This window comes from Aminobacterium sp. (assembly GCF_034926885.1).
Classification (GTDB): Bacteria; Synergistota; Synergistia; order Synergistales; family Aminobacteriaceae; genus Aminobacterium.
Genome location: NZ_JAYFQR010000007.1, coordinates 83,466 through 109,815, shown reverse-complemented (window position 1 = coordinate 109,815; position 26,350 = coordinate 83,466). Strand labels below are relative to the sequence as shown.

Here is a 26,350-nt window from a genome sequence, read left to right as displayed (position 1 = left end):
ACGCCTCAAAATTCGACCAGCCCTTCGTCGACAAACATTTTGTGATCGCTGCTGTCAGCGTCGTCTTTCCGTGGTCTATGTGTCCTATCGTTCCCACGTTAAGATGGGGCTTCGCTCTTTCAAACTTCTCTTTTGCCATTTTAGTCTCCCTCCCTGAAAAGGCTAGTTATTAACCCTTCAAAACTTTTTCAGCAACTTCTGCGGGAACCTGCTCGTAGTGATCAAACTGCATGGAATATGTAGCACGTCCAGAAGTTTTACTCCGCAAATCTGTTGCATATCCAAACATCTCAGCTAATGGCACAAAGGAGCGCACTATTCTTGCGTTTGCCTTTGTTTCCATACCTTCAATTCGTCCGCGACGAGATGAAATATCCCCTATGACATCTCCGACATAATCTTCCGGAGTTACAACTTCAACGGACACTATCGGCTCCATAAGAACGGGACTCGCTTTTCTCATAGCTTCCTTGAATCCCATGGATGCCGCGATTTTAAAGGCCATTTCCGAGCTATCAACTTCGTGATAACTTCCGTCAACAAGAGAGACCTTGACACCTATCACAGGGAACCCGCCAAGTATACCATTATTGATGGCCTCATCAAGTCCCTTTTGAACGGCTGGAATATAGTCTTTAGGGACAGCACCACCAACAATTTTGTCTTCAAAAACAAAGCCCTTTCCTTCTTCCAAAGGCTCCATTTCAAAAACAACATGTCCATACTGGCCACGGCCACCAGACTGTCTGACAAAACGTCCCTCGGCACGTGATGGCTTGCGTATTGCTTCTCTGTAAGAGACCTGTGGACGTCCAACTTTAACATCCACACCAAATTCTCTCTTAAGACGATCTACTATAATTTCAAGATGAAGTTCTCCCATACCAGAAATGATAGTCTGCCCCGTCTCTTCATCTGTTCTGACTCTGAATGTGGGGTCTTCTTCTGCAAGAGCAACAAGGCCCTTTGTCAGCTTGATTTTATCGTTCTTCGTTGCAGGCTCAACTGCAAGCGAAATAACTGGTTCTGGGAACTGAAGAGATTCAAGAACTACAGGTTTGGATTCATCACACAGAGTATCGCCTGTTCTCGTAGCTTTCAATCCAGGTAAAGCGACAATCATTCCTGCGCCTGCTTCATCCAACTCTTCTCTCTTATTAGCATGCATTCGTAAAATTCTGCCGATTCTTTCTCTGGCCTTTGTTGAAGGATTGTAAACTGTTTCTCCTTTAACAAGCTTACCGGAGTAGATTCTTGTAAAGACTAGACGACCAACAAAAGGATCGACCATAATCTTGAAGCCAAGAGCAGTAAGAGGCTCGTTCATATCACTATGACGCTCTACTACTTCTTCAGTTCTGGGATCAGTTCCTTTAATTGGAGGTAAATCCAAGGGACTCGGCAAATAATCTACTACAGCATCAAGTAAAAGCTGTACTCCCTTGTTTTTAAAAGCACTCCCACATAAAACTGGAACGATTCGCAGAGCAATCGTATTTTCTCGAATAGCTTTACGAATAGTTTCTTCCGGCACATCCCGTCCATCAAGGTAGGCTTCCATAATTGCTTCGTCAAAATCAGCCAAACTCTCAATCATCTGATCATGAGCTGCCTGCGCTTCTTCTGAGAGTTCTTCGGGAATATCAGCCATGACAGGCGTAGTTCCAAGCTCATCCTGATAAAGAAAAGCTTTCATACGCACAATGTCAATGATTCCAGAAAACTGATCTTCCGCACCTATAGGCAACTGAAGTGCCACTGATTTTGCACCAAGACGTTTGCGTATTCCTGTAACGACCTGGCTAAAATCAGCACCTACACGGTCCATTTTGTTGACAAAAGCGATACGTGGAACGTGATACTTATCGGCTTGACGCCACACTGTTTCAGACTGGGGTTCTACTCCCCCAACAGCGCAGAAAACAGCAACTGCACCATCAAGAACACGCATTGAGCGCTCCACTTCTACGGTAAAGTCCACGTGGCCGGGCGTATCAATGATATTGACAAAACAATCGCGCCACATACACGTTGTAGCAGCAGAGGTAATTGTTATACCCCGTTCGCGCTCCTGCTCCATCCAGTCCATTGTGGCAGACCCCTCATGAGTCTCACCCATCTTATAGTTACGTCCAGTGTAGAACAGGATACGCTCAGTGGTCGTGGTTTTGCCTGCGTCAATATGAGCAGCAATACCTATATTTCTTATTTTTCTCATTTCTACGTTTTGTTGCATATATTTCACCACCAAGCATGGAATAAATTAATTATTTTAGGGACGCAACTCATTACCAACGATAGTGAGCAAAGGCACGGTTAGCTTCTGCCATCTTATGAGTGTCTTCTCTTTTTTTAATAGAACTGCCTTCACCTTTATAGGCATCCATAAGTTCTCTAGCAAGACGCTCTGCTATCGGCATCCCTTTTTTCGATCTGGCAAATGAAACGATCCATCTAATAGCCAGAACTTCAGCGCGTTCTGCAGGAACCTCTACTGGCACCTGGTATGTAGCACCACCAACACGGCGAGGACGAACCTCAACTAGTGGTTTTACATTGTCCATGGCCTTCTGGAACACTTCATAGGGCTCTGCATTCAGACGCTCCCCAGCAATATCAAGAGCACCATAAAAGGCTTTTTCAGCAACACTTCGCTTTCCGCCTTTCATGAGACTACTAATAAACTTTGATACCGCAACGCTTCCAAAACGACTGTCAGATAAACTCTGACGCTTTTTAACATGCCCCTTTCGCGGCATGGTGACAATCCCTCCTCACGTACTACTTCCTACTTGGGCTTTCTTGCTCCGTACTTAGAACGCCCTCTTTTTCGATTTTCAACGCCACCGCAGTCGAGGGTTCCTCGTATGATGTGATAACGCACACCAGGCAAGTCCTTTACTCGACCTCCGCGAACAAGGACTACGGAGTGTTCCTGAAGGTTATGCCCGATTCCAGGGATATATGATGTAACCTCTATCCCGTTGGTAAGACGAACACGAGCAACCTTCCTCAAAGCTGAGTTCGGCTTCTTAGGCGTAACAGTATATACGCGGGTGCAAACTCCACGTCGCGCTGGATTCCCCTGCAATGCCGGAGAGTCACTATTCTGTCTTTTATCTTTACGCCCTTGACGAACAAGCTGATTTATTGTTGGCACGAAACTCCCTCCTTCCAGATTTTTATTTTCAACCGACACCCTTATCTTCAGAAAGAATGTTGGTAATTCCGGCTACTGATGCACTTCTGCTTATAGCACAGGCGCGTCCCAATTTTACTTTATCGTCTGCCCACTCTACCGATACTCCCTGTTTCTCTGCCTCTAGTAAAATATCTTTTACTCTTTCTACATCGGCATCACGAGCAATAAAAAGTTTTTTTAGACGTTTGGAATGAAGTGTTCGACGAACCTCTCTCTCTCCTACAACCCGTAAATGAGTAGCTAACTCGTTTAAAGGCATAATAAACCCTCCAGTGCAGAAAGCACCAAGGAATAATAACAAAGAGCCCCGACTTATGTCAAGAACGAACATTGCAGGGCTCTTTATCTGCTTGAGATAGAACTACACAAATAGCATAGAATGTACTAAAAATACCATATTTTATTCATCTATATTAGATGTTTTTTCTGATGAAACTGAAGATTTATCTATTTTATCACTTCGATCTGCGGGAACGACATCTACATCTTTAAACCATTCAACTCCAGTCCCTGCAGGAATTAAATGTCCAATGATGACATTTTCCTTCAATCCCTGCAGCGGATCTATGTCTCCCTTTACAGCAGCTCCTGCCAAAACCTGAGCTGTCTGCTGGAAGGAAGCGGCGCTCAAGAAACTATCGGTGGCTAAAGCAGCCTTGGTAATTCCATGAACGAACGGTTTGCATTTCGGTCCTTCTCTCAGTTTGCGCACGAAAGTGACATTCCATATGAGCTGTTTTTCATCTGAGCGAGCCGAAATTGGTCGAACAACAAATTCTTCCGCATTGGATCTCATAAGAAGATCAATCATAGCACGGTTAATCTCTTGTCCGCTATCTACCAATTTTTCTCCCTTTTTATCAAAAACAGGCTCTAAAATCACTTTTCCATACGCCAGATCATTTAACAGCTCAAGTAAAACTTTATCCCTCGTTAGGATCTCACCTTCAAGATCTACTGCTGCAATTTCAGCATCGACGAGACCACGTATAATTCGAGCATCAACCATTTGAGACACATCAGTCAAAGCATTGCCTTCTCCGTCTATGGCCTGAGTCAAAGGACGTCCCCAAATTTTATTCATGAGACGTTCTTGCAATGCATCAAGTACTGAAATACGTTCAACAGAGTGCCATAATTTCAGAGATTCGATATCGTGTTCAAGACATACTTTGGCAGCTTCCTGCGTAAAGATACGGTCTCCTTCAGCCATAACGTCACCGCCAACACAAATATCTTCTGCTAAATAGGCACTATCGACAAGCTTCTCTATGGCCTCACTGTCTCGAACACAGATTGAGACGGGGTCCCCAGCTGTAATAATCCCCAAATGTCCAGGACTTAAAATCGTTCCAGCTACGATCTCTTTGCCATCCTGAGATTCGAAAGGTTCTATAAGTTCAAGTCCTTCCATTCTTTTTCTAAAAGCGGCTTCCCCTATAACAAGGATGAGATCTTTTCCTTTATCGCCCTCTAAAACAATCTGGGAGATGAGATAACCCGGTCGAAGAAGGGTACGGATAGCATCTTCTGTAAGTGGCTTGTTTTGATATTGAAGAATCGCATCATTCAAACGATTTGCCACTATATTTTTAACTATACGCCCTGAGAAAATACGTGTAGCCTCCATAATATTTTTCTCGTTTTCTTTCTGGATGGCTTCATTCTCATTTTCTATTTCATCTGTCCAGACTAAATCACCTGCGACAAAGGATGTATCCCCTTCTTCAACAACTCTAATACGGTTAACTGGTGCAACCTTCCGAAGTATAACTTCGATGTGCTTGTTGTTTATAGAAACACCCTGAGAACGGTAAACACCCTGTATTTCGTCAACAAGACTGCGCTGAACCTCTTCTATACCTTCCACTTCAAGAAGTTGTTGAGGATCAACATTCCCTTCGGTAAGACGATCGCTCTTTCCAACTGTCTGACCTTCTTCTACAAGCAAATGCTGAGATGAAGGGATACTGTATGTAACCTTCTCTTCCTTGCCTGTTTCATCTGAAGTAATAATAACTTTTCTTTTGCCTTCCATCTCACGTATTTCTTGCACCCGGCCATCAATTCCGGCAAGGTAAGAAACTTTTTTAGGACGACGGACTTCGAAAAGCTGCTCTATTCGAGGAAGACCCTGAGTAATGTCTTCACCCGTCATACGAACGCCTCCTGTGTGGAAGGTCCGCATTGTAAGCTGTGTTCCCGGTTCGCCTATGGACTGGGCTGCAACTACTCCAACCGATTCTCCAATGGCAACTTCTTTTCGCGTAGCAAGGTCCATACCATAACATTTCTGGCACACACCCTGTTTGAGGGTACACGTCAATGGACTCCGTACCCAAATAGAGGAGAAACCAAGTTTATCTATAGTCTCTGCTAGTTTAGGTGTTATAAGCTCTCCAGCCTCGACTACAATTTCCCCCGTTTCAGGATGGTAGAGATCATAAAGTGATGTTCTGCCTGCGATACGTTCAGCAAGAGAGATCATAACCTTACCGTCTTGAAGCATAGGCCTGATTTCTACACCCTTATTTGTGCCACAATCATGGTGCGTAACAATGATATCTTGAGCAACATCTACAAGACGACGAGTTAAATAACCAGACTTAGCAGTACGAAGGGCAGTATCGGCCAAACCTTTTCGCGCTCCGTGGGTAGAAATGAAGTATTCCAACATATTCATTCCCTCACGGAAGTTTGCAGTAATAGGATAGTCGATAATTCGTCCTGACGGGTCAGACATCAAGCCTCGAATACCTGCCATCTGTCCCATCTGACTCTTACTTCCTCGCGCACCGGAATCAACCATCATGCGAATCGGATTTTCATGGGCCATATGGTCAAGAATATTATCGGAAATTCTACGTGACGCATCAGACCACAGTATTTCCTTTCGGTAAAGGTACTCCTCCTGCGTCAATATGCCCATTTCGAATTCTGACTTTAATTCGTCATCTTCAACAACAGTTTTTTCTGTTATTTCCTTCTTTTCAGGAGGAATGATGATAGACTGAACTCCAAAACTAATGCCGCTAACAGTAGACCAATGGTAGCCTAACGACTTTATGCCATCGAGCATCCCTACAATTTCACTTCGAGTAATGACATCATATGCATCATCGATCAGCTTACCTATAGCCTTCTTGCCAAGCTGTTTATTAATAAAACGCAACTTCTCAGGAAGAATACTATTGAAAAGAACCCGCCCTGGAGAAGTTTCAAACCAATGTTCGTCATCGTTGTCGATATTCCACTCCATCTGTTTCTTCAAACGAATGCGAGCATTTAAATGAACCACCTTATGGTTCAAAGCAATGAGTACATCTTCAATATCTGAGAAATACGCGCCTTCACCTTTTAATCCGTCGCGTAAATCAGTCAGGTAATAAATACCAAGAATAATGTCCTGTGTCGGAGTTACTATAGGTCTGCCACTAGCAGGTGAAAGCAAGTTATTGGCAGATAACATAAGAAGTCGTGCTTCTGCCTGCGCTTCAAGAGAAAGAGGCACGTGAACAGCCATCTGGTCTCCATCGAAGTCTGCGTTGAAAGCCGTACAAACTAATGGGTGCAAACGTATTGCCTTTCCTTCCATCAAGACTGGCTCAAAAGCCTGGATGCCCAATCTATGGAGTGTCGGAGCTCGATTCAACAATACAGGGTGATCTTTAATAATATCTTCAAGAATCCCCCAAATCTCCTCTCGACCTCGTTCAATAAGACGTTTTGCACTCTTAACATTAGGTGCCAATCCACGCTCAACAAGCTGTCGTATTACGAAAGGCTTGAAAAGCTCAAGAGCCATCTGCTTTGGCAATCCACACTGATATATCTTCAGTTGAGGACCAATAACAATAACGGATCGCCCTGAATAGTCGACACGTTTACCCAACAAGTTTTGACGGAAACGACCTTTTTTACCTCTTAACAAGTCTGTCAAACTTTTCAATGGACGATTTCCAGCTCCTAAAACAGCTTTCCCCATGCGACCATTGTCAATGAGAGCATCGACTGACTCCTGCAACATTCTTTTCTCATTGCGAATAATAATTTCTGGAGCCCGCAACTCCTGCAACTTTCTAAGACGATTGTTTCTATTAATTACACGTCTATAAAGATCATTCAAATCAGACGTGGCGAAACGACCCCCATCAAGTTGCACCATAGGACGAAGATCTGGTGGAATAACAGGCAGAACTTCCAAAACCATGGAATCTATCTGGGACTTACTTTTTCTAAAATCTTCAGAAACCTGAAGTCTTTTAATAAGCTTTCTCTTTTTCTGCCCTGTACTCTCAGAAACATCTTCTCGTAAAGTTGCACAAAGAAGATCTAAATCAGTTTTCTGTAAAAGTGTACGAACACCCTCTGCACCTATACCAGCACTGAATTTCTTATCGTAGGCAGCACATAAGTATTCTTCCCGCTCCATAATAATATCGCAGGCGTTAAAGGGAGACGATCCCTTTTCGATAACAATATAACAAGGATCCTCTATTGTTACCGTCTCTACCTGAGCCATAAAGCGTCCAGGATATTTTTCATGGAACATTTGGAATTCCGTAGCTGAAACAACATCACCCTTTGTAAAGGGTAATTTCGCCGCCGCAGTAACTACAAAAGTTTCCTGATTATTGACAACTGCGCGTTTAACATCAAAATTAAGTTCCAGTTTCTGCAAACGTTCAATTTCTGAAGCAGAAATAACATCTCCTGGAACAAAATCAAGATTCTCAGGGACAGATACAAATTCAAAAGCAGGCTCCACCTTGAAGAGACTATCTCCATACTCTGTCTTATATCTTGAAACCTGCTGAGCGGAAAGAACATCGCCCTCATTCACAGGAATTTCATCAACGCTGATAATGCGATATGCCTCTTCAGCCTTGATTTTAGAATCGTAGTGCGAATGAATGCGTACTTCGCTCTCTGAAATAACATCTCCCCGTCGAGCTAAATCAGGACGTCGTCCTTCCATGACGACCTTATACGCCGCTTCTCGTTTACGCGTCGGAGCAAAATAGACAACTTTTTCCAAATCCTTTGTGCTTGTACCCAAAAGAAGGCTCAAGCGGCTCGGAATGCCTCTGAGATACCAAATATGCACAACAGGCGCAGCCAACTCGATATGGCCCATTCGCTCTCTGCGAACACGGTTATCGGTAACTTCTACACCACAACGGTCACAAATGATACCTTTAAACTTTGGACCGCTTCGCTTGTATTTGCCACAGGCACATTCATAGCTTTTTGTGGGGCCAAAGATACGCTCACAGAAAAGTCCATCTTTTTCAGGGCGAAGTGTTCTATAGTTAATAGTTTCTGGCTTTTTAACTTCACCACTGGACAATTCTCTGATCCGTTCTGGGCTGGCCAGCTTAATACGTACCCCGACTATTTCTCTTTGGCTCATCTATTATTCAGCCCCTTCCGGGTCATCATTACTTTCCTCAAACACATCTTCAAAAAGCATGTTTTCGGACATTACTTCTTTCTCATCAACGACAACTTCCATTTCATCGGCGATTTCTTCCTCTACTTTTTCAGATTTCTGAGGTTCTTGTGGCTTTTCTTCCTTCTCTTTTACGCCTACAGTCTCTGAAGTGGAACGACGTGCTCCATCTTCATCCTCATCATCCATAACCAATTCGCCAATGGTTCCGTCGCTGTATTTAATTTCAACATCTAGCACTAAACCCTGTAATTCTTTAACAAGAACACGGAAGCTTTCAGGAACACCGGGCTTCGCCAAGTTTTGTCCTTTTACAATCTTCTCATATGTCTTCAGACGACCTCGTATATCGTCAGATTTAACAGTCAACATTTCCTGAAGTATGTGAGCCGCTCCATATCCTTCAAGGGCCCAAACTTCCATTTCTCCAAAACGCTGACCACCAAACTGAGCTTTACCACCCAAAGGCTGCTGAGTTATCAAACTGTAAGGACCGATCGAACGAGCGTGGATTTTATCGTCAACAAGGTGAATGAGCTTGAGCATATACATACATCCAACTGTGACTTTCTTTTCCATACGCTCTCCTGTTCGTCCGTCATAGAGAGTAATCATACCGTCTGACGTTAAGTCAGGATATTTTTCTTTACTCAATTTATCGAGAAGATCAAAAATTTCTCCTTCTTGAGCACCTTCAAAAACTGGTGTCGCCACATGCCATCCATTGTTCATTGCCACAAATCCCATAATGGTCTCAAGAACCTGCCCCAGGTTCATACGGCTAGGAACACCCAGAGGGTTCAAAACAATGTCACAAGGAGTTCCGTCTGGCAAGTAAGGCATATCTTCTACTGGAAGAATACGAGAAACAACACCTTTGTTTCCGTGTCGACCTGCCATTTTGTCACCAACTGTTATTTTACGAAGCTGGGCAACATAAATCTTAACGACTTCATTGACACCAGGGCTCAATGCATCTGGGTTATTCTCTCGTGTCATGCGCTTTACAGCAACAATCTTTCCACGAGCACCATGCGGAACTTTAAGAGACGTATCTCTTACCTCTCTCGCTTTTTCTCCGAATATTGCTCTGAGAAGTTTTTCCTCCGGGGATTGATCAGACTCTCCCTTAGGAGTTACTTTACCAACGAGAATATCACCCGCATTAACCTCGGCTCCGACACGCACTATGCCATCTTCATCGAGATTTTTAAGCATATCTTCTCCCACATTGGGAATGTCGCGGGTTATTTCTTCTGGTCCAAGTTTGGTGTCTCGTGCCTCTATTTCATATTCTTCTATATGTATAGATGTATAGAAATCTTCTTTAACAAGACGTTCACTAAGGAGAATGGCATCTTCGTAGTTGTATCCTTCCCAAGGAAGGAACGCAACAAGAACATTTCTTCCCAAAGCGAGCTCTCCGTTATCAACAGATTGGCCATCTGCTATAATATCGCCTTTTTTAACCTGTTCTCCCTTCAATACTGAGGGACGTTGATGAATAATCGTTCCTTGGTTAGACCTTCGGAATTTCACCAAGGGGTATACGTGAATACCACGCTCTGACCTTACCTCTATACGATCAGCATCAACGTAAGCTACTTCTCCATTCTCAGATGCGACAACGCAAGAACCTGAGTCTTTCGCGATTCTATGTTCAATTCCTGTTCCAACTCGCGGTGCATCTGGTTGAATAAGAGGTACAGCCTGGCGTTGCATGTTTGATCCCATAAGAGCACGGTTAGCGTCGTCGTGCTCGAGGAAAGGAATAAGAGCCGTTGAAACAGAAACAATCTGTTTAGGCGAGACGTCGAGATAATCCACCATGTCTCTAGGGATAAGTTCAATATCTCCACGATAACGCGTATGGCATTCCTCTTCCAAATAACCATCTTCATCTATTGGAGTATTCGCTCTGGCAATATATAAATTGTCTTCTTCATCGGCTGAAAGATATTCGATTTCTTTGGCAACTTTTCCTTCTACAACTTTGCGCCGAGGAGTCATCAAGAAGCCATATTCATTGACCCTCGCATAGGTAGCCAGAGATGTAACCAAGCCAATGTTTGGTCCTTCTGGCGTCTCTATTGGGCATATTCTTCCATAGTGAGTATGATGAACGTCTCGAGCTTCAAATCCGGCTCTTTCTCTGCTCAAACCACCAGGTCCCAACGCCGAAAGACGCCTACGGTGAGTTACCTCAGCGAGAGGGTTCGTCTGATCCATAAACTGGGAAAGCTGTCCTGAACCAAAGAATTCTCGAATAGCCGCTGCAATGGGGCGAACGTTAATGAGATCTCTTGCCATTGCTGATTCCAAGTCTGGTACAGTCGTCATTCGTTCTTTAGCAATGCGTTCCATACGAAGCAAGCCTATACGGATCTGGTTTTGAAGAAGCTCTCCGACAGAACGAACTCTTCGATTTCCAAGATGGTCGATATCGTCATCTTCCGATTCAGGGTTGCGAAGCTCAATGACACCCAGAATAATGCGACGAATGTCTTCAAGAGTGAGCAACCTGTTATCTTCAGGAATAGAAAGACCTAAACGTCGATTTATTTTGTAACGTCCAACTCTGCCCAAATTATATCTTCGTGTATCAAAGAACAGACTATACACATACTCTCTGGCATTCTCTACCCGTGCTGGTTCATTGGGGCGAAGACGACGGAACATCTCAAGTACAGCATCGTCACTGCCAACAGTATTGTCACGCTCCAAAGTTGCAGCAATAGCTGGATCTACGCTCCAGACGTGAACTTTTGTTCTTCCCTGACTCCACAATGCTTCAAGATGCTCTTTCGTCAATCTGTCATTCTTAACTACTATTTCATTGCCTTCCCCATCGACTATCGTCTCTGCAATGAGTCGACCCTTAACATCTTCTTCCGTTAAATCTACCTCTATTACTGTTGCGCCAAACATTTCGAGTATCTCTTCGTTACTCGATACGCCAAAAGCTTTCAACAAAATTGTTGCTGGAAGCTTTTTCCTATTGTCTATGTTCACAGAAAGAACGTCTCCAGGACTTAAACTAAACTCCAACCACGCTCCACGATCTGGAATAATCTTCGCAGAGTAAGTCTCTTGTCCAGGAATGTCTTCTTCCTTATGAAAATAAACGCCAGCAGAACGAGCAAGCTGATTAACAACTACTCGTTCCGTTCCATTAATAATAAAGGTGCCCCTATCGGTCATAATAGGAAAATCTCCGAGGAAAATCTCTTCTTCCTTGATCTCCTTGGTCTTCCTATTGGTAAGCCTGATAGTAGCACGTATGGGTTGAGACCATGTCAAGTCTCTCTGTCGGGCTTCTTCTTCATCTCCAGAAGGATCATCCACAAAGTAATGGACAAACTCAAGAGCAAAAGCCCCATCATAACTTTCTATAGGAAAAACTTCATGAAGAAGTTCTTCCAATCCCTGCAACTTCCTCGAATCCGCATCGCAACTCTTCTGATAAAACCAATCATAAGAATTACGCTGGATTTCTATCATGTCAGGAATCTCTACAAGATCCCTGGCACGTCCGAAAGTTAACCTCTGCCGCCTTCTGCCCACGGGAACAAACTCGGCCATGCGCGTTATGACCTCCCTGTAAAAGATATGGGGGAAATAATGTTGACGAAGAACAAAGATAACAAAAAGGGCGCGTTATGTCAACGACACAACGCAGCCCCTTATTATATCCTCTATAAGGCACATATTGCAAGTCTTAAACTATATATATGGTGCCGAGGCGGGGACTCGAACCCCGACAGGCTAAATGCCCACTAGAACCTGAATCTAGCGCGTCTACCAATTCCGCCACCCCGGCTTCTCTTATCACGACGGTAATTGTAGCAAGGGCCAGCCGCTTTGGCAAGCTTTTTTTGCTACTCTTGACCAGCAGCCCTGCACAAACGGTCTCTCAGAGCAAGACCAATTCCTACTCTTTCTGGCCACTCTGCAACGATAATATCGATATCTTTTTTCTCAAGAGTTCGAAATGCCGCAAATAAACCGTGGGCATAATATTCGGGACTCTTGAATATTATTTTTTCAGGGACAGTAACTGGCGGCTCTTTTATACCTATATATCCAATTTTTTTACCGGATACATCTTTACTTTGCCAAATTGAATCGTCCTTCCATAAAAGAAGGGGGACTAATGGAGCATAATGACGATAACGTGTTCCTGGAGATCTCTTTTTCTTTGCTTCTCCGGGAACAAGAACGACATCGCCAACAACTTCTTCTATGCGCTCCACTGGCATTCCACCTGCGCGAAGAAGCACCACAGAAGGCCCAGTTACATCAATGACGGTAGATTCGAGACCTACATCAGTAGCGCCTCCATCCAAAATGATGTCTACCCCATCTCCAATATCTGATAAAACAGATGCAGCTTCAGTCGGACTTGGGCGACCACTTTTATTGGCACTGGGAGCTGCAATCGGAACTCCAGCCGCTTTAATAAGCGCCATAGCAACAGGATGAGATGGCATACGAACAGCTACCGTTTCTAATCCCGCTGTAACTGAGTGAGGAACAATAGGCTTGACAGGAAGTACAAGAGTAAGCGGACCAGGCCAAAATACATCCATTAATAAGCGAGCTCTTTCATTGACATACGCTACGTTGTCTACAGCGTCTGGTGATGCGAAATGCAATATAAGAGGATTATCTGCTGGCCTGCCCTTTGCTGCAAAAATACTTCGCACAGCAACGTCATCCAAACCATTAGCTCCCAACCCATATACAGTTTCGGTGGGAAAAGCAACTAATTTACCAGACCGTATGGCCTGAGCTGCCTCATCTATAATATTGGGTTCAGGATTCCAACGCTCAACCTTATAAACGAGAGTCTTCAACGTTGTCACCCTCTCCATGGAAAGTATCAATAAAACGTTTTCTGAAAGCTGGAAATGTTCCTTGCAAAATTGACTCCCTGGCCTCTTCCATAAGTCTGATTAAGAACCTTAAATTATGCCAGCTGCAAAGTCTTGCCGCCAAAATTTCTCCCGCTTTATATAGATGACGCAAATATGCCTTTGTAAAATGACGGCATACATAGCAATCACATGTAGGGTCTAGAGGGGTAAAATCTCGTGCATAAATCTGATTTTTTATGTTAATCTTCCCCGTAGATACAAAAACTGTACCTGTGCGACCATTTCTAGTAGGCAAAACACAATCAAACATATCTACACCTCGAGCCACACCCTCCACAAGATTGGAAGGATGCCCCACGCCCATAAGATATCGTGGTTTATTGGAAGGCATAACGTGCTGAAGCACCTCTAGCATTTCGTACATGATATGATGAGGTTCTCCTACAGAAAGTCCTCCTATACCGTATCCAGGGAAGTCAATAGATGTAATTTCTTCAGCAGAACGTCTGCGGAGATCTTCAAATACCGAGCCCTGAACGATACCAAATAATGCCTGATCTTCACGACTATGAGCAGCTTTAGAACGTTTAGCCCACGCAGTTGTTCGTATTAAAGCTGCTTCTGCCTCTTCTTTAGTGCTCGGATAGTGCAAACACTGATCAAAACACATTGCGATATCGCTGCCTAGCTTCTGCTGCACATCCATAGACCATTCAGGATTCATAAGATGTCGACTTCCATCTATATGTGACTGGCACTCCACACCTTCATCTGTTACTTTATTCAAAGTTGCCAAAGAAAAGACCTGGAACCCCCCACTATCGGTAAGAATGGGATGGTGCCAATCCATAAAGGGATGAAGTCCGCCAGCTTCTGCAACTATATCCGCTCCAGGACGAAGATAGAGATGGTATGTATTCGATAAAATAATTTGTGCCCCTATTTCCTCCAATTCAAATGGGGCCATGGCCTTAACCGTTGCCTGGGTTCCCACTGGCATAAAGACTGGTGTACGAATAATGCCATGAGGTGTTATGAACTCGCCAGCTCGGGCACCTGTAACGGGACATTGTGCCTGTAATTTAAACTCGAACATTACATTTCCCCCCATCCCAAAAGCGCACAGGAATTGCGCCATAGAATGCTTTTCAGCTCTTCTACATCAATCTTTCTGCATTTTGCAACCATGTCGTACACCTCTGACACATATGCAGGCTCGTTACGCTTTCCTCGATGATGCTGAGGAGCCAACCAAGGGGAATCTGTTTCGCACAAGAGCCTCTCTATAGGAATAGCGGCAACAATATCACGTAATTCTTGATTTTTTTTGTACGTTACAGGTCCGGCAAAAGAAAGGTAGAAGCCTAATTCAAGTGCTCGTTGCGCCTCTTCTGTATCCCCTGAAAAACAATGTATCACACCATAAAAATGAGATCTTCCACTTTCGTCAAGAACATCGAAGAGATCATCGAAGGCATCTCGAACATGGAGAATCAATGGTTTATTTACTTTCTCTGCCAGCTCAATATGCCAAAGAAGGGATTGTTTTTGTATTTCGCGAGGGGAAAGATCATAAAAATAATCAAGTCCACTTTCGCCAATAGCCAATACTTTGGGATGTTGCGCCATCGAAAAAAGCTCTTGAGGAATTCCTTCCTTTATTGTTGACGAATCGTGCGGATGTACACCAACGGCAGCAAAGAGACCGTACGACTGGTACTGCTCAGCAAGGTCTATGGCCCATTGACTCGTAGGAATATCTCCAGCCACAACAAGCATTCTTCGCAAACCTTGGTCATATGCACGCTGAATAACTTGCTCCATATCGCTATTATAATCTTCTGAATTTAAGTGACAGTGCGTATCAACTAAATAAGACACTTTAACCACACCTTACATCATTAAAAATATCGGGTTTCTCCTCAGGAGAAACCCGATAAACATATCTCCTGTTGTCATAAAAACTAACTGATGCGACACCCCAAGGGGATTTCTTTATCAGGCGTAAGAAGGGCCAAAACAGACTTATCTGCCGGACCACACGCCAAAAGCATCCCTCGGCTCTCTACTCCACAAAGTTTCGCAGGTTTCAAATTTACAACAACGATTATTCTTTTTCCCAACAACTCTTCCTGGGTGAAATGCTCTTTTAAACCAGAGACAATAGTACGCTTTTCATATCCGAGATCCACAAGCAACTTATATAGTTTTCTCGCTTTGGGAATTTCCTCAACAGAAACAATTTTCCCTACCCGAAGCTCTACTTTTGCAAAATCATCAATAGGAATTTGCTCTTCGTGATTCCCCGGATCTGGTGCATTCCCTTTTTTAGCTTCGCGTTCTGCCTTTTCTTCTTTCCATTTAGCTATATCTATACGAGGAAACAAAACGTCTCCCTTTGTAGTAAGAGTCCCTGCAGGAAAACTCCCAAAAGAGAAGGCTGGAATTCTGTGCTTTTCAGGTGTCCCTTCAAGCCCCAGCTGTTTCCATAGTTTTTCCGCTGTCCACGGCATAAAGGGAGCCACGAGAAGGCCAGTAGCACGAAGTATTTCGGCCAAAACAAAGAAAACCGTGTCAAGACGTTCCTGCGGACCTTCTTTGCCAAGTTTCCAAGGCATAGTCTCATCTATATATTTGTTTCCTCTTCGAATAAGAGCCCAGATGACTTTTAATGCATCGTCAAATGCAAAATTCGACATGCGTTCTTCAACATCAGAGAAAGTAGTCTGAATGAGAGTTTCAATCTCCTTATCAACTTCCTCAAAATCTCTATGTGCAGGAATAACACCATCTCTGAAATTCTTTACCATCTGAAGGGTTCTGTTTAATAAATTCCCCAAGTCGTTGGCGAGATCTGAATTAATTCTCTGAACCATTGCCTGTTCAGAGAAATCTCCATCATGTCCGAAGGGAACTTCTCGCAAAACAAAATATCTAAAGGGATCAACACCATAAACATCGGCCATCTCAAAAGGATCAACTACATTTCCCTTAGATTTAGACATCTTCTCGCCTTCCACAGTCCACCAGCCATGGGCAAAAACTGACACTGGAGGATTCAGGCCAAGAGCCAGAAGCATTATGGGCCAAATCACACAGTGGAAACGAATTATATCCTTGCCTACTAAATGGTGGACATTTGGCCAAAATTTACGAATTTTTTCATCGTCTTTCATATATCCACATGCCGTCAAATAGTTGATGAGAGCGTCAAACCACACATAGACAACATGCTTTTCGTCTCCAGGAACAGGAATACCCCATTTAATGCTTGTTCGAGAAACAGACTGATCTCGAACGCCACTACGGATAAAGCTGACAATCTCGTTATAGCGGCTTTTTGGCATTACGGCCTTGAGATTCTTTTCATAATATTCAAGAAGCTGATCTGCATACTTGGAGGCACGGAAAAAGTAGCTTTCCTCTTCCATTTTTTGAAGAGGACGTTTACAGTCAGGGCAGGTTTTGTTTTCTCCCATGCTGCTCTCGGGAACATATGTTTCGCAAGGAACGCAATACCATCCTTCATATGTTCCTTTATAAATGTCTCCTTGATCCATCAATTTTTTAAAAATAGCCTGAACGACTTTTTCATGACGTTCCTCTGTTGTACGAATGAAATCGTCATTGGAAATATTGAGAACTTCCCATAGCCTACGGAAATTCTCCATGGTCTTATCAGCCAGTTCTTTAGCCGTCATTCCCTTTTTTTCAGCACTCTGCTGAATCTTTTGTCCATGCTCATCTGTCCCTGTGCAAAAGAAAACATCATATCCCGTCATACGTCGATAACGAGCCATAACGTCTGCTGCAATTGTTGTGTAAGCGTGTCCTATATGAGGGATGTCATTGACATAATAAATAGGCGTGGTGATATAAAAACTTTTTTCTGACATCGTTGTTCCTCCCTTATCAATCTATTTTCTGTCGCAAGCGAATAATCCATTCTTTTACCGTGTTTTTCGCTACAGGATAATGCAGAATTATAAAATTTACAACTTCTTTCTGGGTCATGCCATCTGCTAGCATATTTTCAGCTTCTTTTTTCCACTGATCATCATCAAATTCTTTCAGCGATGGCTTATCTATTACTAAAACAAGTTCTCCGCGTATTCCTTCTTCTTCGATTTGCCGCAAAAGAAGTTCAAGAGTGGATCGACGCGCTTCTTGATAAATTTTACTTATTTCTCTCACAAGAGCTGCTGGTCGGTTCCCGAAAATTTGAAGAATATCTGCTATATGTTTTTTCGCTTTATGGGGTGACAGATAAAAAATAAGCGAGTACACATGAGATTTTAAACTTTCAAGAGCTGCTCTGCGCTCTCCCTGTTTATCTGGGAGGAACCCGTAAAAAGTAAAAGGATGTGTTTCAAATCCCGACTGAATAATAGCTGGTACAAAGGCTGTTGCTCCCGGAAGGACATCGATTTCTACATCACAAGCGATAGCTGCCCGAATAAGGACACTTCCAGGATCCGATATTCCTGGCGTTCCGGCATCAGAAACAAGAGCAATATTTTCTCCTCTTTTAAGCCTTTCCACAAGCTGATCTGTTCGCTTTTGTTCGTTATGAGCATAGTATGAAATTGTCGGAACATGGATTTTATAACGTTGCAAAAGTATCGCTGTTTTTCGAGTATCTTCACAAGCAATAATATCTGCATTTCTCAACACTTTTATGGCTCGCAATGTTATATCTTCGAGATTTCCTACAGGAGTAGGAACTACATAAAGAGACATATTGTCACTCCCTCTCTAAAGAATAAGCGGCAAGAAGTTCAGGCGTAAAGTTTCCTTTTTCATCGTAAATATAGAGAGGTGGCTCTATTATCACGCCTTTTCCGGCAGAACGAACTGCATCAACTAAAAAAACCGTGGCTTTTTTCCCTGGGTAAGGATGAACCATTCGTATACGCTTAGGTTCAAGCTTCTCATTAACGAGAGTAGAAACAACTTCGGCTGCTCTTTGCGCTCTAAAAACCATAAAAAGATGACCTCTATTTTTCAATATAAAACGAGCTGCCTTCACTACGTCTAATAAGGAGCAATAAAGACCGTGTCGGGCTGTTGCATCACTAAACGAATCCTTCCACCGACTTCTATCAGATTCGTCGTAAGGAGGATTCGTCACAACTATATCAAAAGATTGGGGAGCATACATCTCTCTAATTGCACGCAAATCACCAACAGAAAAAAGCGTACGCTTATCTAACTCATTTTCTTGGGCATTTCGCTTTGCTAGGTTAATCAGATCTTGTTGTATATCTATTCCCTCTATAAAAGGCACCTCAGGTAAGCGAAGCGCCAACAGAAGAGAAATCACTCCTGTTGCGCAACCAAACTCAAGGATCTTATCTTTTTTACGAGCTTTTACAAAGGACGCTAGAAGAATAGTATCAACTGTAACGCGAGGCCCATCCACTGGCTGCCACGCCTTTAAAGCTCCGTAAAGAACATTGTCTCTTGTTATCTTTATTCCGTCCATTCGTCAAGATGTACTCCTATCACTTTAGAAAGTCCGGGCTCATCCATAGTTACTCCATATAGAACATCCGCCCGTTCCATGGTACTTCGTCTATGAGTCATTGCCAATATTTGCATGTTTGCTGCATAATCAGTAACCAAATCTACAAAACGCAAGAGGTTATACTCATCCAGAGCAGCGTCAACCTCATCAAGAATAGCTAAAGGGACTTCTGCTACTTCCATCGTTGCAAAAAGCAAGGCTATAGCGGTCAAAGACTGCTCTCCACCTGATAACTGTGTAAGATTTTGCAAACGTTTACCGGGAGGACGAGCAAAAATATCCACACCCGCTTCCCACAAAGAAAGGCCTTCTTCTAATTCTAGGTGAGCTTCCCCTCCGCCAAAAAGTCTTTGGAACAAGGAATTGAAGCGTTCATCAGTGCTTTTTAAGGCCTCTCCAAACAAGATTCCTACACGTTCATCCGTATCTCGAATAAGTGCTTTTAACTCCTTTATGCCTAAATGAACGTCTTCTATCTGTTCTGAAAGAAATTTTAACCTGTTTTGCAACGATTCATTTTCTGAAAGAACACCTAGGTCATACTCTCCCAGTTCTCGAACTTTCTTTTCAAGACGTCTTACACTTGCAAAGCTTTCCTCTTCGTATTCCGATATTACATAATCAGTTTCTGGATAATGGTATGTATCTTCCCATAAAGAAATGATCTGGTTGAGTTCAGTTTGTGCAGAATCTATTTGTCGTTGACAATCTTTTAATTTTTCCTCTTCAACTTGAACTCTCTTTTGTGCTTGTACACTACGTTGCGAAAGAAGGGCTATTCGTTGAGTGAAATCAGTATTTTCTTTCAGAAGTTTTTCACAGCTATAAACTATTTGTTGCTTTTCTTGCCACAGCTTAAAAGAGTTCTTTCCCAGAACCTGAAGTGCAGAAAAACTGTTCTCTATGTTAATGGCCGCTTTTTGGATATCATCATTAATCCATTGTAGCTTTTCATTACGTTGAGCAATCTCTAAGTCGATACGACTTATGAGAGTTTTAATAGATTTTACTTTTTCACGAAAGACTGCTTCCTCTCCCTTTTCTATGGCAAGTTTCTGCTCAAGTTCTGTTTCGTCTGGCAAATCGCCAAAAGAAGCTATTGTTTCTTCTAGCCTTTTAATTTGATATTGAATATTTTCATGTTCTTCTTTTATTTGTTTAACTTCTTTAACTAACAGGGAATATTCATTTTCCAAACGCACTTTTTCTTCTTTTTGACGATCAAGCTTAAAGGAAATAGAGGAAAGTTGTTTTGCCATTTCTTGCTCCTCTTTTTTCCACCGCTCTTTATCTTCAGCAGCCAGCCGTTCTTCATCTTCAGCCTGTTGCAAAAGTGCAACAATTTTTTTAAGTTCTTCTCTGTGAATATTAAGATTTTTCTCTAATTCTTCAATTTGAAGACGCCTCTCAATGGCTCCTCCTGATTTACGAAATTTTCCACCGCTTACGCTTCCTCCAACAGTAAAAACATCACCATCAAGTGTCACCATGGGAAAAGAAGCTCCTTCTCGTGAGAGAGCCATTCCTACGCTGTATTCTTCCACAATAAGGAGATCACCTAAAAGATGTTTAACGGCTATTTCCCAAAAAGGATCTGGCGAAATAAGTTCTGTAGCCCATCCTACTATTCCCTTCTGGGGGAGTCTGACTGTATAATCGGGGCAACGCGGATGGCAACGTTCTAGAGGAAGAAAGGTAACACGCCCTGCCTTTTTCTTTTTTACCAGCTCTATTCCCTGTGCTGCATCTTCAAAGGATTGGACAAACAGCCAAAACTGACGCCCACCTAGATAGGCTTCTAAACACGAAGCGAGCCTCTCTTCACATGAAAAAGACTCCGCAGCCATTTTCACTTTAAGAGGCAATTTCCCTAATTTCTGCGCAGCCAGCACTACTCGAACAGGTTCCGGATAAAGTCGCTGTTCTGTATTTTCGAGTAGTGTATCAAGCTGATTTTCTAATGCTCCTACATTCTTTTTAAGTTGTGATAGTGAAGAAGCTAACTGCTGACACTGACTATAAGCTTCTCCATGTCGTTCTGTCGCCTTCTTATGGGCTATTTGAACAGAATCAAACTTTTCCTTGCCCTCTTCAATATCCTTCTCTATCTGCAACAAAGCTTCATTTGCTATTGACATCTCACTGGCGTTCTTCTCAAGTCGCTCTTGTCTGGCCTGTAACCGGGAACGAAGTCTTACTTCTGTTTCCTCCATTTGAGAGTGTTCATCTATACTTTTCTGCCGGAGTTCTCGCTCTGTCTGAACAGTAGAGCGGAGATCCGAAAGTTCCCCTGATAGAGTTAAGACCGCTTTTTCCTTATCTTGCAAGGAAGAGAGTACTGTTTCATACTGTTTTTTAGCATCGAATGCCTCTTTTTGAACTCCTTTAAGAGCCTGTTGAACACCTTTTCTTTCTTTATCTTGAGTTCTAAGATGTTCACGAGCTGATTTTACAGAAAGAGCCGTTGTAAAACACTGACGTTTCAGCGATTCTCTCTGCACTCTTAAAGAAGCTATTCTTTCAGACATCATTCGTTGCTGACGTTCATAAGCTTCTACTAGACCTTGATAATGAGCCCAACCATCTTCCCAAATGTTTTGCCATTCCCAAGCCCTGTTTTTACGTCTTTCCAACGCATCAATATGACACTGAAATGAAGATAGCTTTCTCTCTAAAAAGGCACGTCGGGAAAAGTAGTAATAACGACGTTTTTCTTCTAGCTCATCTAAAAGCTCCCGAGCCTTCGCAGCGATAACAACTAGAGGCGCAATTTCATCACGACGAGTTGTTAATTCAAAAACTAAAGTCTCTAAACGCGTCAATTCTTCTGTCGCCGATTTTAACTTTTGGCTCGCATCTTCTCTCTTTTTACGATATTGATCAATGCCAAAAAGAGCCTCTAATACAGCCCGCCTTTGCATCGGCCTCTGATGAATTGCTTCTGCCACTTCACCTTGGCCAATAAAAGAAAAACGTTCGCCTTCTAAATGCCACTGACGTTTCACATCCTCTAAATCTTGCAGGCGAATCCGCATTCCATCTACTGCAATAACCGATCCAGTATCAGAGGCGTAATCTCTTTTTATGGTACAAATCTTCGGATCTTCTCTAAGAGAAAGAGCTACCTCCGTTGATGTAGCAGGCTGAAGACTTATGCTCCCCTGAAAAAGAAGATCACTTTGTTTCGTTATTCTAAGACACGTAGGGCTACCCTCTCCAAGTACCCAGCGCAGCCCATCTAGTATATTGCTTTTACCACTACCGTTAGGACCTACAATAGCTGTAAAACCAGGAGAGAAGGTTAGTTCGTGAGTTCCACCGAAACTTTTAAACCCCTTAAGACGAAGTCGTTCGATAAACACGAATCTGAGCCTCCCACTGCTCCATTTGTTCTACGCGACGCTCTACTATGTCTATTGGCCCCTGAACATCAAGCCTGAACTTTTCCCAAGCAAATTCTGAAGCCGCTACTATGAAGATACGTCTTTGCAACTCTTCTTCCCATAAGGGGAGATACGTTTCTGCAATATATTGAGCAATAGCAGGGTGTGCTTCTAAAAGCATAGCCTCTGACTTGTTCGAAAGAGCTACTTTTCTCAAAAAACGTTTGACATGCATAGCTACTGTGTCTTCTTTCAAGACCCAGCCATACCCTCCACAGAAAGGACATCCACGGGTCATAACGGATCGCACATCTGGGCGAGCTCTCTTTCGAGTTATTTCAACAAGGCCTAATTGAGATACTCCAAAAATCCTTGCTCTATATCGATCGTTCTGAAATACTTCGTCCAGTCTATGAAGCAGTTTCTGCCTGTCTTCTTCATATTCCATATCTATAAAATCAATAACCACAATTCCGCCAATAGCTCGCAGTCGAAGTTGGCGAGCTATTTCATCAGCAGCCTCCAAATTAGTATCAAGAACTGTATGGCGCAAGTCAGTATCTCCCACATATTTTCCTGTATTTACATCAATGACAGTGAGAGCTTCTGTATGATCAATAATAAGATACGCACCAGATCGAAGCCATACTTTTCGATCAAGAGCCGTTTCTAACTCTCTCTCGATTCCATAAAAATCAAAAATAGGGGAATTTCCTTCATATAAATTAACATCAGGCTCTTTACCGTTCATAATGCGTTTCAAATATTCATTAACTTTATGAAATTCTTCTTCACTATCTATTACTATTTCCCCAACGTCTCCAGTCAACTCGTCTCGAAGCACACGTCCAACAAGACCTATGTCTCTATAGATAAGACATGGAGCTGTCTGGACCTCCGCTTCGTGGCTAATTTCATTCCACAAATCCAAGAGAACATGCAAGTCGTGAAAAAGAGCTTCTTCCTCTACTCCTTCCGCAGCTGTACGGATAATTACACCAAAGCCTTCTCCTTCTTCTCTCAGCTTTTTGGCAATGGAGCGAAGACGCTTTCGTTCGTCTTCATTCGATATTCTTTTAGAAACACCTGTTTCCTGTCCATCGGGAACCAGAACAAGATAACGACCAGGCAAAGAGATTCTGGAGGTCACTCGTGCACCTTTATTTTTTCGAGCTGCCTTAACAACCTGAACAACCACTTCCAAATTAGGCTTTAAATCAAGACCTTTGGCATCATTCAAATATAAGAAAGCGTTACGTCCATCGCCCAAATTTACAAAAGCAGCGTGGATTCCAGGTAAAACACTATCAACTCTCGCCTTATAGATTTCACCTGTTTTCTGACGTTCCCACATCCGTTCTACGAAAATATCAACAAGCCGCCCCTTTTCAAGGATGGCAACCCTCATTTCCTCAGGATCTAAAGTGTTAGCAATTATTTTTCTGTCTGTCATCATATAACATCCCCCTGAGGAACTACAGGGTCAACATCTGTTCCGTTCCATACCCCCACAGCGGTACGGACAAGATGCACATCAGGCCAGCCTTTTACATAGTCAGCCTCAACTATTCTTTTCACCAAAGAACCCGCGCCAAAAGCAAAAGGCGAGCCTAAAACAAGTTTTAAAAAAGCTCCATCTCTGGAACTATGCATTATCTTCTGAGGCAAGAATATTCCTTCTTCCACATCATCAACAAATCTATCAAAATTCAAAGGAGAACGAAAAGACAGCAAATACCCCGATGCATCGCAGCTTTTACTTAAAGAAGGTCCTTCATAAATCTGTGCACCTGTTATTGTAAAAGCCTCTGGAATACAGCTATTCCACTGATATAAAAAATCGTCATTCCAAGAATCAACCCACATATCAGCAGGCTCTGCAAGCGCTACAACACCTACTGGAAGTTCAGGACCTAAACTTATTCGAGGTCTTGGTGTAAACCCTTCTGTCAAAGCAAAAACTAAACCTGCTCTTCGTCCTGATCTATACAAAAGCTGGGGCATAGCTATATGGGGGATAAAACATCCCCGTCCCCTTTTGGCATAGGTAAGCCTTACTCGAATCATAGTAACGATCCCCCTTTAGACCACTGGCAGCCATTATTTTGCCAACCACATCCATGGCAGTGAGACCAACGACAATCTGGGGTAAGCTGCTTTTTTACTGCATTTTCATGCTCCGACCATAAAAATGCACGAGATACCCCTGTATCAATATGATCCCAGGGAAGATGCTCACTATGAGATCTTTGACATGTTGTATAAAAAAGAGGATCTATATCGTTTTCTTCAAAAGCACTAAACCATCGTTGAAGGGAAAAAGTTTCACTCCACCCATCGAATCGAGCACCCTTTCTCCATGCACTTTCAATAACTTTTGCCAAGCGACGATCGCCTCTGGCAAAGACACCTTCAAGAAAAGTCTGCTCTGGCTCATGATACTTTAATGACACACGGCGATTATAGATTTGATGTTTTAAAAACTGACCTTTTTCTCGAAGTTCATCAATAGAGTTTTGTCGTTCCCACTGGAAAGGCGTATGCCCCTTCGGGACAAAACCAGCTACTGAAACAGCAATATTTACATTTCTTTTACATGCCTTACCAATCGACAAAGCGTGAAGAGCAATATCAATAATTCCTTTTAAATCCTCCTCTGTTTCGGTAGGAAGCCCCATCATGAAATACAATTTGACTCTATTCCAACCATGGTTGAAGGCAGCATTCAATGAATTATCAATATTTTCTTCTGTTACTCCCTTATTAATAACGTCTCTAAGTCTCTGCGTACCCGCTTCAGGAGCAAAAGTCAAACCGCCACGACGCATAATTTCAAGGTTCGCAGCTAAATCGACTGAAAAGGAATCCATTCTTAAACTTGGCAAACTCAGTTTTACACCTTTCTCGTCAAGGAAAGGTGCAACATCGTTAAGCAATGTGTTGAGGCCAGAAAAATCACACGAGGCTAACGAAACCAGGCCAACCTCCTCCCAACCTGAGGCAAGAACAAGTCGTTGTATTATTTCTTTTATTTCTTCAGGGGTACGTTCTCGCACTGGGCGGTAAATTATACCTGCCTGACAAAAGCGACATCCTCGCGTGCATCCTCTGAAAATTTCCACAGGAACTCTATCATGAACAATTCCTGCGGCAGGAACAATAAGACTATCCGGGTAAAAAGCACCACGAAAATCTTGTATCACTTGCCGCTTTATAGGCAATGTTTGATGAACAGAAGAAAAAGAGACTCCCTCTTCTCCATAGGTAACATCCACAAGAGAAGGAACATAAACTCCCTCTATCCTTGACAATGCCAATAAGCGTTCATCTCTCGATAGCCCCTTTGTTTCAGCTAACACATCAACCATCTGGGGAAGTGTAATTTCTCCTGCCCCAAGACAAAAAGCATCAATAAAAGGCGCTATTGGTTCTGGTGTTAAAGCCCCAGGCCCCCCGGCAAAAACAATAGGGTCACTTTCCCCTCTCTCTTCTGAATAGAGAGGGATTCCTCCTAAATCAAGCATTGTTAATATATTAGTAAAGCTTAATTCATATTGAAGGGTAAATCCTACGGCATCAAATGTAGATAGAGGACGATCTGTCTCTATAGAGCCAAGCAACAGATTGTTTTTCCTCAACAGATCCTCCATGTCAATCCACGGACAATAGGCACGCTCCACATCAGCCCGTGGAAGATGCTTAAGAAGGCTATAAAGTATCTGGAAACCAACGTAACTCATTCCTATTTCATACACATCAGGAAAGGCCAAACAAAAACGCACAAGAGATGGATCTGGCTCTTTAGGCTTTACCGGTCCCCACTCGCAACCAGCATAGCGCGAGGGACGGGAAACCTGTGCCAAAAGAGGCCACAGCGCATCCTCAAACTCAGGGAATTTCATATAATTC

At 42.9% G+C, this 26,350-nt stretch carries 17 protein-coding genes and 1 tRNA gene; all 18 read right to left on the bottom strand.

Annotated features, from left to right (window positions below):
• The coding region (locus VB083_RS04945; RefSeq protein WP_323401817.1) for a GTP-binding protein at window positions 1-139 on the bottom strand (139 nt) is incomplete at its 3' end.
• A gap of 30 nt (window positions 140-169) precedes the next feature.
• The gene (gene fusA, locus VB083_RS04940) at window positions 170-2,236 is read right to left on the bottom strand and encodes an elongation factor G (protein ID WP_213691614.1); all 2,067 of its coding nucleotides are present in this window, start codon (window positions 2,234-2,236) and stop codon (window positions 170-172) included.
• 52 nt (window positions 2,237-2,288) lie between these two features.
• Window positions 2,289-2,759 carry a 30S ribosomal protein S7 gene (gene rpsG, locus VB083_RS04935; RefSeq protein ID WP_213691615.1) on the bottom strand — a complete coding sequence of 157 codons (471 nt, stop codon included), beginning with the start codon at window positions 2,757-2,759 and terminating at the stop codon, window positions 2,289-2,291.
• 29 nt (window positions 2,760-2,788) lie between these two features.
• Complete coding sequence (gene rpsL / locus VB083_RS04930; RefSeq protein ID WP_213691616.1) at window positions 2,789-3,160, bottom strand: 30S ribosomal protein S12; 372 nt, start codon at window positions 3,158-3,160, stop codon at window positions 2,789-2,791.
• 28 nt (window positions 3,161-3,188) lie between these two features.
• Window positions 3,189-3,461 carry a ribosomal L7Ae/L30e/S12e/Gadd45 family protein gene (locus VB083_RS04925; protein WP_213691617.1) on the bottom strand — a complete coding sequence of 91 codons (273 nt, stop codon included), beginning with the start codon at window positions 3,459-3,461 and terminating at the stop codon, window positions 3,189-3,191.
• Between the two features lie 141 nt (window positions 3,462-3,602).
• A complete protein-coding gene (gene rpoC / locus VB083_RS04920; RefSeq protein ID WP_213691618.1) occupies window positions 3,603-8,615 on the bottom strand; it encodes a DNA-directed RNA polymerase subunit beta' in 5,013 nt (1,670 codons plus the stop codon).
• Between the two features lie 3 nt (window positions 8,616-8,618).
• Window positions 8,619-12,236: a DNA-directed RNA polymerase subunit beta gene (rpoB, locus tag VB083_RS04915; RefSeq protein WP_307879492.1), complete on the bottom strand. Its 3,618-nt coding sequence runs from the start codon at window positions 12,234-12,236 to the stop codon at window positions 8,619-8,621.
• A 150-nt stretch (window positions 12,237-12,386) separates the two neighbouring features.
• A tRNA-Leu gene (locus tag VB083_RS04910) sits at window positions 12,387-12,474 on the bottom strand.
• A gap of 58 nt (window positions 12,475-12,532) precedes the next feature.
• Window positions 12,533-13,519 carry an L-threonylcarbamoyladenylate synthase gene (locus VB083_RS04905; RefSeq protein WP_307879493.1) on the bottom strand — a complete coding sequence of 329 codons (987 nt, stop codon included), beginning with the start codon at window positions 13,517-13,519 and terminating at the stop codon, window positions 12,533-12,535.
• A complete protein-coding gene (gene tgt, locus VB083_RS04900) occupies window positions 13,491-14,627 on the bottom strand; it encodes a tRNA guanosine(34) transglycosylase Tgt (RefSeq protein ID WP_213691620.1) in 1,137 nt (378 codons plus the stop codon). The genes VB083_RS04905 and tgt overlap by 29 nt, the downstream gene beginning before the upstream one ends.
• Complete coding sequence (locus VB083_RS04895; protein WP_213691621.1) at window positions 14,627-15,412, bottom strand: TatD family hydrolase; 786 nt, start codon at window positions 15,410-15,412, stop codon at window positions 14,627-14,629. Before VB083_RS04895 ends, tgt begins: the two co-directional genes overlap by 1 nt.
• An 83-nt stretch (window positions 15,413-15,495) precedes the next feature.
• Window positions 15,496-17,427, bottom strand: a complete 1,932-nt coding sequence (gene metG, locus VB083_RS04890) for a methionine--tRNA ligase (RefSeq protein WP_323401815.1) — start codon at window positions 17,425-17,427, stop codon at window positions 15,496-15,498.
• Window positions 17,428-17,443: 16 nt separating this feature from the next.
• A complete protein-coding gene (gene rsmI / locus VB083_RS04885; RefSeq protein WP_213691623.1) occupies window positions 17,444-18,271 on the bottom strand; it encodes a 16S rRNA (cytidine(1402)-2'-O)-methyltransferase in 828 nt (275 codons plus the stop codon).
• 4 nt (window positions 18,272-18,275) lie between these two features.
• On the bottom strand, window positions 18,276-19,016 hold the full coding sequence (locus VB083_RS04880) for a tRNA1(Val) (adenine(37)-N6)-methyltransferase (protein ID WP_213691624.1): 741 nt from the start codon (window positions 19,014-19,016) through the stop codon (window positions 18,276-18,278).
• Window positions 19,004-22,420 (bottom strand): chromosome segregation protein SMC, encoded by a 3,417-nt coding sequence (gene smc, locus VB083_RS04875; protein WP_323401814.1) that lies wholly within the window; start codon window positions 22,418-22,420, stop codon window positions 19,004-19,006. The genes VB083_RS04880 and smc overlap by 13 nt, the downstream gene beginning before the upstream one ends.
• Window positions 22,395-23,894 (bottom strand): Rne/Rng family ribonuclease, encoded by a 1,500-nt coding sequence (locus tag VB083_RS04870; protein ID WP_213691640.1) that lies wholly within the window; start codon window positions 23,892-23,894, stop codon window positions 22,395-22,397. Before VB083_RS04870 ends, smc begins: the two co-directional genes overlap by 26 nt.
• Entirely contained in the window at window positions 23,894-24,508 is a 615-nt protein-coding gene (locus VB083_RS04865; protein ID WP_213691626.1) for a DUF2344 domain-containing protein, read from the bottom strand. Before VB083_RS04865 ends, VB083_RS04870 begins: the two co-directional genes overlap by 1 nt.
• Window positions 24,505-26,343: a TIGR03960 family B12-binding radical SAM protein gene (locus VB083_RS04860; protein WP_323401813.1), complete on the bottom strand. Its 1,839-nt coding sequence runs from the start codon at window positions 26,341-26,343 to the stop codon at window positions 24,505-24,507. Before VB083_RS04860 ends, VB083_RS04865 begins: the two co-directional genes overlap by 4 nt.
• Window positions 26,344-26,350 lie beyond the last annotated feature (7 nt).

Bases quoted from the DNA above. Each gene is read 5' to 3' on its own strand.
- fusA (WP_213691614.1), bottom strand. From the start codon at position 2,236: ATGCAACAAAACGTAGAAATGAGAAAAATAAGAAATATAGGTATTGCT.
- rpsG (WP_213691615.1), bottom strand. From the start codon at position 2,759: ATGCCGCGAAAGGGGCATGTTAAAAAGCGTCAGAGTTTATCTGACAGT.
- VB083_RS04925 (WP_213691617.1), bottom strand. From the start codon at position 3,461: ATGCCTTTAAACGAGTTAGCTACTCATTTACGGGTTGTAGGAGAGAGA.
- rpoC (WP_213691618.1), bottom strand. From the start codon at position 8,615: ATGAGCCAAAGAGAAATAGTCGGGGTACGTATTAAGCTGGCCAGCCCA.
- rpoB (WP_307879492.1), bottom strand. From the start codon at position 12,236: ATGGCCGAGTTTGTTCCCGTGGGCAGAAGGCGGCAGAGGTTAACTTTC.
- tgt (WP_213691620.1), bottom strand. From the start codon at position 14,627: ATGTTCGAGTTTAAATTACAGGCACAATGTCCCGTTACAGGTGCCCGA.
- metG (WP_323401815.1), bottom strand. From the start codon at position 17,427: ATGTCAGAAAAAAGTTTTTATATCACCACGCCTATTTATTATGTCAAT.
- rsmI (WP_213691623.1), bottom strand. From the start codon at position 18,271: ATGTCTCTTTATGTAGTTCCTACTCCTGTAGGAAATCTCGAAGATATA.
- VB083_RS04880 (WP_213691624.1), bottom strand. From the start codon at position 19,016: ATGGACGGAATAAAGATAACAAGAGACAATGTTCTTTACGGAGCTTTA.
- VB083_RS04870 (WP_213691640.1), bottom strand. From the start codon at position 23,894: ATGACAGACAGAAAAATAATTGCTAACACTTTAGATCCTGAGGAAATG.
- VB083_RS04865 (WP_213691626.1), bottom strand. From the start codon at position 24,508: ATGATTCGAGTAAGGCTTACCTATGCCAAAAGGGGACGGGGATGTTTT.
- VB083_RS04860 (WP_323401813.1), bottom strand. From the start codon at position 26,343: ATGAAATTCCCTGAGTTTGAGGATGCGCTGTGGCCTCTTTTGGCACAG.